The following is a 10,042-nucleotide window of genomic DNA, read 5'->3' on the forward strand; positions in this document are numbered from 1 at the left end:
CGATCCCTGCCTGACCATTCACGGTGGCACCAACCGGCACTCCGGTGAACAGAGCACCCTGGATCTGCATCCGATCGTGGCCACCACGGGGCATGCACGTCACCGAGGAATTGACCCGGCACCCGCGTTGACCAACGTCGCACTGTTCTCGCGTGACCGCATGATCTGCATGTATTGCGGCACGCACTATTCACGCGGTGAGCTCACCCGTGACCATGTCATCCCCATTTCCAAGGGTGGCCGCGACAACTGGCAGAACGTCGTCACCGCCTGCCTGCATTGCAACGTGAAGAAGGGTTCACGTACACCGCAGCAGGCGCATATGCCCCTGCTAGCCGTGCCCTACCGTCCAAGCTGGGTCGAACACCTGATCCTGTCGAACCGCAACATCCTCACCGACCAGATGGAATTTCTGATCAATCATTTGCCGAAGAAGCGACGCCCATCCTGACAGGCTGTTCGCTGTTGGCTCCCTTCGAGAGAGCGCCCAACTCGCCCACGCCAGAATTCTAATCGCGCTTCATCCAACGTTGCTGGTAGAGATCATGGCGACGGTCCTTGAGGTTCTGCACGGTGCCGTTGTTGCGCGCACGCGCCAGATCTTCGAGGCGCAGGTCCGCCCACAACACCATCTCCGTATTTGGCGTGGAATCGGCTGCGATGCCATCTCTCGCGAACGGGAAGTCACAGGGCGTCAGGATGCAGCTCTGCGCGTACTGGATGTCGAAGTTGTGCACGCCGGGCAAATTGCCAACATTGCCCGACAGCACGACATAGCACTGGTTTTCGACCGCCCGTGCCTGGGCGCAATAGCGCACGCGCAAGTAGCTCTGCCGTTCATCCGTGCAGAACGGCACGAACAGGATCAGCGCGCCCTGGTCGACCAGATGGCGAGCCAGCTCCGGGAACTCGGAGTCGTAGCAGATCATGACGCCGATCGGGCCACAGTCGGTCTGGATCGTCGACGCCTGATGGCCGCCCTTGATCCCCCACCAGGTGCGTTCATTCGGTGTTGGATGGATTTTTTCCTGCTCGTGCACGGAACCGTCACGCAGGCACACATAGCAGATGTTGCGCATGGCCCCCTTGGCATTCTCGGTAGGGTGCGAGCCGCCGATGATGTTGATGTTGTAGCGCACGGCGAGCCCGCTGAAGAGCTCCTTCACCTGGCTCGTGTACTCGGTTAGCCGACGTACGGCCTCCACCGATGGCAGCGGTGAATTCTCGATCGAGAGCAGTTGCAGGGTCATCAGTTCCGGAAAGACCACGAAGTCCGACTCATAGCTGGCAGCGATATCGACAAAATAGTCGACCTGGTGCGCAAACTCCTCGAAGCTCGTGATGCGGCGCTGCTGGTACTGGACCGTGGCGACGCGCACGCGATCAGGCAGGCCCTTGGGATTGAACGGGGTCGGTGTCTTGGGCTGGTCATGACGATCCGGATTGCGCCAGGCCAGATGCGCTGCATAGCCCATGGATTCCCGATCGCCGGGCACGTAGTGCTCGAGGATGCCGATCAGCTCGAAGCCGTTGCGCAACTGGAAACTCATGGTTGCATCCCGATGCCGTCCTTCGCGCACCGACTTCACATAGTCGTCGACGGTGCCGACAGCCTTGATGCGTTTTTCCAGGCCCGGCAGGCGACCACCGAACACGATGCCGCGCATGCCCAGTTTCTGACAGAGCTTTTTCCGCGCTTCGTACATGCGCCGCCCGATGCGCAGGCCGCGAAATTCCGGGTCGACGCAGACATCCATTCCGTAAAGCCAGTTGCCATCGGGATCGTGGCGCGACGCATAGCCACTTCCGGTAATCTCGTTCCAGCTGTGAGGCGCCATTGCCGGTTCTTCGTCAATGCGGAAGGTTGCGCAGAATCCAACGATCTTTCCGTCGTACTCGGCCACGAACTGACCAGCTGGAAACTGGGCTTGCTGGCCGCGCAACATGTCCGCCGAATGGCTCCAGGCTTCGCCATAGACTTTTCCGGTCAGCGCAACCAGTGCATCGATATCGCCGGGACCGGCATTGCGCAGGACGAGTTTGGCCTTGTTTTCGTTGGACATGTGCGAGAGTTTCCTTGACGAATTTCGAGATTCCGGCGGATGCGAGTGCCGACGTCGGGACGGTGGCATTGAGCCGGAATCGATCAATGACGGTACTACCGACCGCGATCCGGGCCGAATTGGCTGGTGCTCGACCCGTACGCGATCCACCGCCCCAAGTAGATGCTACCCCCGCTGCGCTGACAAGTTTCGGCCTGCAACTCCATCGCAGTCTGCGCATGCACGCCACGAAACACGCCGGTGCAGCGGCAAACTGCCACCCTCGGACGAGCGTGATAGCAGGCCAGTTGCGCCCGTGGATTCCTGCAAATCAGGGGCGAGCGCATGAAATGGCCAGATTGCGCCCGCCCCTGTTCATGCATCGTTCCTTGCCCCGCCCGTTCGGGTAGCCGAAAATGGGTGCCTGTCCGATGTCCTGGCCCCCGATGATCGATTCCGCCCGCTATCCGCGCCTCTCGCGCATCGATTCACCCGCATGCCTGCGCGAGTTCCCCGAGCACGAACTGGAAGCAATTGCCAGGGAAGTGCGCGACTACCTGGTCCAGTCCGTTGCAAGTTCTGGTGGCCACTTTGGAGCCGGACTCGGCGTCGTCGAGCTGACCGTGGCCTTGCACTACCTGTTCGACACGCCGACGGATCGACTGGTCTGGGATGTCGGCCATCAGTGCTATCCGCACAAGATCCTGACCGGCCGCCGCGACCGCATCACCACGGTCAAGAAGAAGCATGGCCTTGCACCATTTCCTCGACGCGAGGAAAGCGATTACGACACCTTCGGCGTCGGCCACTCTTCAACGTCGATCAGCGCGGCACTCGGCATGGCGATCGCCGCGCAAGGCAAGAATGACCCGCGCAAGGTCGTCGCCGTCATCGGCGATGGTGCAATGACGGCCGGCATGGCCTACGAAGCGCTCAATCATGGCGGCGACGTGAAGCCCGACATGCTCGTGATCCTCAATGACAATCAGATGTCGATCAGCGAGAACGTTGGCGCATTGACCCAGATGCTGGCCCGCCTGATGTCCAGCCGCACGCTGAACCGCATGCGCGAAGGCGGCAAGAAGATGATGAAACGTGAAGGCCTGGTCTGGCGCTTCATGAAGCGCTGGGAAGAGCATGCCAAGGGCATGTTCATGCCAAGCACGCTGTTCGAGGAGCTCGGTTTCCACTACACCGGCCCGATCGATGGGCACGACCTGCCACAACTTGTGCAGGCTCTGCGCACGCTCAAGGAGCTCAAGGGACCACAGCTTCTGCATGTGGTTACCACCAAGGGCAAGGGATACGCGCCCGCCGAACGCCAGCAGATCGACTATCACGCCGTGGGCCCGTTCGATCCGGACAAGGGCCTGACCAAGAAAGGCGCTGCGAAGCCCACCTATACCGAGATCTTTGGTGACTGGCTGTGCGATCAGGCCGCGGCCGATCCAGACCTCTACGCGATTACGCCAGCCATGCGTGAAGGCTCCGGACTGGTACGTTTTTCAAAGGAATACAGCGCGCGCTATTTCGATGTCGGCATCGCCGAGCAGCATGCCGTCACCCTTGCCGCCGGAATGGCCTGCGAAGGTGCCAAGCCTGTCGTGGCGATCTATTCGACCTTCCTGCAACGCGCCTACGATCAACTGATCCACGACGTTGCGCTGCAGAACCTCGACGTGCTCTTCGCTATCGATCGCGGTGGCGTGGTCGGGCCGGATGGCGCCACCCACTCAGGCAGTTTCGATCTTTCCTACCTGCGCTGCATTCCAAACATGCTGGTCATGGCGGCAGCAGACGAGAACGAGTGCCGACAGATGCTGAGCACCGGCTTCAAGCACCCGGGTCCGGCAGCCGTGCGTTATCCGCGCGGAAGCGGGACAGGAGTCGCCGTCGACCCTGGACTGTCCACCTTGCCGATCGGCAAGGCCGAACTGCGCCAACGTGGAGAAGGAGTCGCTCTGCTCGCTTTTGGAGCCCTGCTGGCACCCTCCATCAAGGTCGCCGAGGCCCTCGGCCTGACTGTGGTCAACATGCGCTTCGTAAAGCCGCTTGATGCGTCCATGATCCTCGAACTGGCCGGCAGCCACGCCGCCCTGGTCACGCTGGAGGACAACGCCATTGCTGGCGGTGCTGGCGCGGGAGTCGCCGAACTGCTGGCCGCGAATGGCATCAATGTGCCAATCCTGCATCTTGGCCTTGCCGACACCTACCTCGAACACGCCAGCCGCGAGGAGTTGCTGGCCGAATCAGGACTTGATGCGGACGGCATCGAGGCGTCGATTCGAACGCGTTTCGCGGATCATCTGCCCATGTCCGCGATGCGGAGCACCGGTTGATAACGCGCAAATCGCGCCCTAGGCCCGCTGACCACCGCTGATTCGATCCTTGCCTGCAAGATCGCGCCAGGTTCGGGTTTCCGAAAAGCCCTGACTTTCCAGAATGGCGCGCACACGCTCTCCCTGGTCATGGCCGTGTTCAAGCAGCAGCCACGCGCCTGGTCCGAGATGTGTCGACGCTGACCCGACGATATCGCGAATGGCATCAAGCCCGTCACTTCCCGAGGCCAGCGCAGACTGCGGCTCGAAGCGGAGGTCACCCTGATCCAGGTGAATGTCGTCGGCCTCGATGTAGGGCGGGTTCGAAACGATCACGTCGAATAGGCGAGCGCCCATCGCTGCGCACCAGTTTCCCAGCGCGAATTCCACATTGTTGAAATCAAGTCGCTCCGCGTTCTCTCGTGCGACAGCCAATGCTGGCGCACTGGCATCGGTTGCGAGCACGCGTGCCAGCGGACGTTCGCTGGCGATGGCCAAAGCGATCGCACCCGAGCCCGTTCCGAGATCGGCCACCTCGCATTCGCTTCCAACCGGAATGCGTTCAAGCGCCAGCTCGACGAGCAACTCGGTTTCCGGACGCGGAATGAGAACGTCGGGGGTGACCGCAAGATCAAGCGTCCAGAACCCGCGGCGACCGGTCAGGTAAGCAACCGGTTCACCGCGCTCACGCGATTGCATCAACTGGCGAAAACGCAGGACGGCATCCGCACCAGGTACATCATCCGCATGGGTGAACAGCCAGGCACGATCCCGACCCAGCGCATGGCCGAGCAGGATCTCGGCCTCATGGCGCGCCTCGACTTCGCCCGGGCGGCTATATGCGCCCAGCAACTTCCTGATCGTACCCATCAGGCCATCACGCGGCCGGCGGTGGCGGTGGCGGCAGGTCGATAGTGGAGTCCGGTGCCGCAACCCGCCACGGACGCCAGTAGCCGTCGTTCATCCATGCTGCGAATCCCTGGCGCAACCAGCCCACTACAGCCCATGCCAGCCACAGCGCCCAGACCAGCATGGCCAGGTTGTACATCCATAGCGGCAGTGACACGACACTCGCAGCCGGCAATACGTCGCCACTACGATCGGCGAACCATTGCAGGTGGTTGGACCAGGAGCCGTTGCCGCGAACAACCATGTCAGGACTTCCCAGCAACCCGTTTCGAATGCTTTCAAACAGACAGACAAGGGCAACAAGGCTCAGTCCAGCCAGCCCCAGCTGGACCAGATTGAATTTCCAGTTGGTCGCGACTTCGCAGCGTGCACGCCAATCCAGCGCGAACAGCCAGCCCACGACCACGAGCAGGGCCAGCCACGAGAACGTCGAGAATCCGACGACGAGCAACAGCCAGTGGTGGAACCGCAGCGGGCCCTTGCGCCAGCGTGACAACAACCCCGCAAGCAGGATGGCAACCAGCAACTCGCCCCAGAACAGTACTGCAGGCCCCACCGGAGGACCGAACGCAGCCAGCAACCAGCGATCCTTGGGCAGGTCGATGGCCAGGGTTATGTTGGCAGCCGGCAATCCCAGTGCGACGTCCGGCGTATGGATGCGCGCACCCAATTCGGCGTTCTCGCGGAAGCGAACGATGTATTTTTGCGCTCCAGGATTCACCGGCAGGCTCAGCTTTCCTTCGAGGACACGCGCTCCAATCGCCTGCCCATCACGTGTGACACCGAGCAGTTCGGCTTCCGGGGGCAATGTGATGACCTGATCACCGCCCTGGCTCGCACGCAGGTCGAATTCGAGGTTGTGATTGCGCGCACGCAGGCCAAATTCACTGGTCAGATTCAGCGTATCGATGGCCCGGGTCGCACCTTCCACGGCGACAGGCTTGGAGACCCTCAAATCCAGGACCTCGCCTGGCAGAGGGTGGAATTCAAACACATGGTATTCGCCGGCGCCCCCCTCCTGTGAGGATGCCGATTCGGGAACACCGCTGAATTCCAGATGCCAGGTTGGACCGGCCTCGATGCGCCAGACCTCTGCATGGCTGTCAAGATCCGGCGCTGTCAGGCTCAGGCTTCCGGCCTGATCGAGCGTGCTGTTCCAGCCAGTCCGAGTCTCGCCTTCTGCCAGGCCAACGGTCAGCTCGCCATCGCGCAATTTCAGGCCAGGCGTTGAGACATGCTCCCCGGCAATCGTGGGCAGACTCACAGTGAAACCGGCCTGGCGTGGAGCCAGCCTTTCGACCGTCGTATCAACGCTCCACTCAAGACCCAGGTTCAAGGTCCGGTGGACCCGGACATAGGGCGGGAAGCGTTGCTCCGCAGAGTTCGCACCCGTTTCAGCATCCGCGCGCATCCGGGCAAGATTCAGGGTTTCGGTGAGCAGGCGATCGTCCGCAATGCCAGTGGCGACCCAGCCTTCGGCATTGAAACCGATTCGCTCCGGCGCCATGGGAAATGCCAGCTCGATGCGATCGCCGAGAATCGTGGAATCGATCTCCACGCGATGGACCCCGCGGTCCAGCGCTATCCAGGCCTTGCCATTCCTGCTGACAGCCGCATCCCTTCGAGTGCCATCGACGTTGATGGATTGAATGGCAAGTGCATTCGTATCACCCGGAAGCGGCACCGCGACATGATCCTGCGCGTGCACTTCAAGTGTTACCCGCAATCCATCGCCGGCAATCGCGGTCTGCGCGTTGGCGATGTTCGCGCACTGCGGTGCGCACTGCGGAGGCTGGACAAGCCGGGCCTTGAGCTGCTCAAGCAGTTCCTGCGGCGGAAAACTCTCGGCTTGCGCGACGGGCAGGATTGCCAACGACAGGCACAACGAAACGATGCCGACCTTGGCCGTCTTCGACACCAGGGGCTTCCAGCGCCAGCGCGTATTGCGCAACAGGTTCCACAACAGCAGACCCAGTGCCACTACCATGAGCACGCGCAGCATGCGCACCAGCCACGGCGCGGCGATCAGCAAGCGCACGTCCTGATCTGGCAGGACCGGGCCGCTCCATTCGAGCTGATAGCGATTGCCGAGCTGCCAGCCCGGTTCGCCGGCCCCCGTCTGCACGACTGTGGACTGGCTGTATCGACTACCCGGCTTCTGTCGGTTGTAGTCGAGTTTGGACTTCGAGTTCAGCGAGCTCATGCGGCCCGGTTGTGCACCCGCTGTCTTCTTTACCGACCGGTCGAGCTGATCCATTTCAACTGGCGGCGCGGAGGGCGCCGGCGCAACCATGCCTACCGCCTCCTCGTACTCCATGGCTACGACCGGCGCCTCCTGAATCATCGCCTGGTTGCGGCGCGCGAAAGTCTCATCCGCAAATCCGCCTGCCAGGCCTTGGCCAGCGGAAGGTTCCAGTTGCGGATACAGGGCCTGGCGCAATTGGCTGGCCGCGAAAGGCAGGGCCACGATGAGCAGTAGCCCAACCGCACCCGCGCGCAGCCAGCCCGCAAACGAGGACAGGCGCCCCTCCGGCAGGAGCCTCGCGACAAGGGCCAGCACGATTACCGCCAACAGTGTCCACAATGGTGACCCATCTTCCTGATAGCCCAACAGCAGGAACACGGTCGTGAGGACACCACCCACCCAGCCGAGCAGGCGTGAAGCGACAAGAATGATGATGGCGGCAAGGAATACATCGAGCAGGGACCAGCGTGACATCCAGCTGCCACTGGCCCGGTCACTGCCCGGCGCGGCGATCAGGCGATAGCCGTAGGGTAGATGAAGGATGGTGGAGACCTGGTCGAACGCCTGGCTCCAGCCACTGACCGGCAACGTCGATTGCGACGAATCGATGCGCACGCCGGCGTTGAGGTCCACCCGCGAGTTGCGCCATTCGACACCACTCATGCCCGGCATGTCGCCCTTGGTGACCAGGAGTCCGTCGTCATTGCCGTTGCCAGCCTGCGCGCGCTGCAGATGAAACGGCTCGGCCAGATCGAAGCGCCAGCCATTCAGCATCTGGCCGCTGATTCTGTCACGTGCAAACCAGCCATCACCTGAGAAATCCAGCCAGGCCTCGCGCCGAAGGTCGAGACGATTGGCAACCTCGGCATCGAGGCCGCGCGAGCGCTGCTCGATGGTCAGGCCATCGCCATCATTCAGCGCAAACGCAGGCAGGCTGCTCCAGGCATCGGGAACATCCGCCTGGCGCGGATCGACCTGGACGGCACCGCTGATCGTGGTGACGCGCAGCGAAGGGACAGATTCGTAGCTCCAGATTTCCTGCTTGGCCCAGTTTTCCGGCAAGCGGGCAACCAGCATTTCGATGGGAGCCGCCGCCCGTGCCGTCAATGTCACCGTATTGCTGCCCGGTTGGACCTGCACGTGCAACAAGCCCTGATCATCGAGGCGGGCCGGCCATTTCTGACTGATCAATGCCAGCGGCACAAAGCCGGCAGGCAAGGCGGGGCCTACCACTTCCTCGCGTGCCTGACCCGATGCATAAATGCGGATCTGCGTGGTCAACACTCCAGGAATGTCATCGGCGAACTTGCGGAATATGCGCAGATCGATGCTGTCTGCCTCGACAGCGGCGGCCTTGCCTCGTCCAAGCGTGAGCTGGTTGCCAGCGCGCTGCAGTGGTGCGATCTGCTTGCCGTCGACGACCAGCGAAACAAGCGCGACTTCTTCGGGCACCTCAAGCGTCTGGGGCCGGTCCGCCCACGACAGGCGCGCGCGCAGCTGATGTTCGCCGGCCAGCATCCAGAGAACCGGTCCGTTGCGGTCTACGACAGGTGTCGCCCTGCCATCGACGGTGACCTGTTGTGGCCAGTGCTGGTGACTGCCAGGCAAGGGCACCCAGGCGTCGACCTCAACCTGCCAGCGCTGACTCAGGCTCGCGCCCCTGGCGTCCGCTTCGATATCCAATGTTCCCGGCCAGAGGCAGGCGAAGTCGTTCGCGGCGCTGGCTTGCGTTCCCGCGATCAGCGGGCATTCGCGAAATTCCTGGTCCTTGAGAACCCACTGTCGCCATTCATCGAGGCTGCCAGGTACAGATCCCGGAGCAGCCTGTGCGACATTCGCCATCAGAAACAGGCACACGAACAAAACACGCATTGGCGATCCCCTTCGACTTGGTCTGTGCATCGTGCAACGCCCATCTTCGACGAGCGGGGTTAAATCCTCAATGCGTCAGCACGCGCCAGGCCTGCTCGAGACAGGCAAGAACAAATCCGGCCAGGAAGAACAGATAGCTGTAACGCAGATAGCGGTACTTGTGATGCGAGAGGTAGGTGCCGAGTGAATACAGGTCGATAACCCAGGTCTTGTAGGGCGTGCCATCAGGCATCAGGACCTTGTTCATTTCAGCCATGTATCGTTCGCGCGAAAGCTCGGCGAAATGACCGAAGAACAGCAAATTGAAGTTCGGCGGCAACTCATCGCCCTTGAGGCGAAGCGGCCGGTACTTGGGTAGCACGGCAAGAATCGCCAGCAACAACGCAACCAGGGTGAATCCCGCGAGGATCAGTACCGATACACGCAATTCCGGATCAGTCAGCCGACCGAGTGACAAGGTCAGCACGATCGAGGAAACGGTAATGATGATGTTGGCCTTGGTATCGGCCATCGCTGACAGCTGCACGTGATGCTGCTGCGCAGTGCGCATGACGTTGTCGGCGGTGTTGCGCTCGGGAACCTGGGCGAAAGTCAGGGGTGGACGCGGGGCATCGCTCATCGGGACGTTCCGTCTGGGTGGCTACCCGACATCTTAC

Annotated in this window: 6 protein-coding genes; 2 read left to right on the forward strand and 4 right to left on the reverse strand. The window is 61.8% G+C overall.

Going from position 1 to position 10,042, the window contains the following annotated elements:
• The coding region (locus tag WBP53_RS07300) for an HNH endonuclease (RefSeq protein WP_423927419.1) at nucleotides 1-451 on the forward strand (451 nt) is incomplete at its 5' end.
• 58 nt (nucleotides 452-509) lie between these two features.
• Here the strand turns inward: WBP53_RS07300 and WBP53_RS07305 are convergent.
• Nucleotides 510-2,063 (reverse strand): GNAT family N-acetyltransferase, encoded by a 1,554-nt coding sequence (locus tag WBP53_RS07305; protein WP_423927421.1) that lies wholly within the window; start codon nucleotides 2,061-2,063, stop codon nucleotides 510-512.
• A gap of 425 nt (nucleotides 2,064-2,488) precedes the next feature.
• Between WBP53_RS07305 and dxs the strand changes: the two genes are divergently transcribed.
• The gene (gene dxs / locus WBP53_RS07310) at nucleotides 2,489-4,381 is read left to right on the forward strand and encodes a 1-deoxy-D-xylulose-5-phosphate synthase (RefSeq protein WP_423927423.1); all 1,893 of its coding nucleotides are present in this window, start codon (nucleotides 2,489-2,491) and stop codon (nucleotides 4,379-4,381) included.
• A gap of 18 nt (nucleotides 4,382-4,399) precedes the next feature.
• Here dxs and prmC read toward each other — a convergent pair whose 3' ends face one another.
• The 3 genes from prmC to WBP53_RS07325 all read right to left on the reverse strand — a co-directional run bounded on the left by prmC (nucleotide 4,400) and on the right by WBP53_RS07325 (nucleotide 10,005).
• On the reverse strand, nucleotides 4,400-5,230 hold the full coding sequence (gene prmC, locus WBP53_RS07315; RefSeq protein WP_423927425.1) for a peptide chain release factor N(5)-glutamine methyltransferase: 831 nt from the start codon (nucleotides 5,228-5,230) through the stop codon (nucleotides 4,400-4,402).
• 7 nt (nucleotides 5,231-5,237) lie between these two features.
• Nucleotides 5,238-9,386: a hypothetical protein gene (locus tag WBP53_RS07320; RefSeq protein ID WP_423927427.1), complete on the reverse strand. Its 4,149-nt coding sequence runs from the start codon at nucleotides 9,384-9,386 to the stop codon at nucleotides 5,238-5,240.
• Between the two features lie 67 nt (nucleotides 9,387-9,453).
• The gene (locus WBP53_RS07325) at nucleotides 9,454-10,005 is read right to left on the reverse strand and encodes a Pycsar system effector family protein (protein WP_423927429.1); all 552 of its coding nucleotides are present in this window, start codon (nucleotides 10,003-10,005) and stop codon (nucleotides 9,454-9,456) included.
• Nucleotides 10,006-10,042 lie beyond the last annotated feature (37 nt).

Origin of the sequence: Dokdonella sp. (assembly GCF_049593775.1) — a bacterium.
Lineage (GTDB): Bacteria > Pseudomonadota > Gammaproteobacteria > Xanthomonadales > Rhodanobacteraceae > Dokdonella.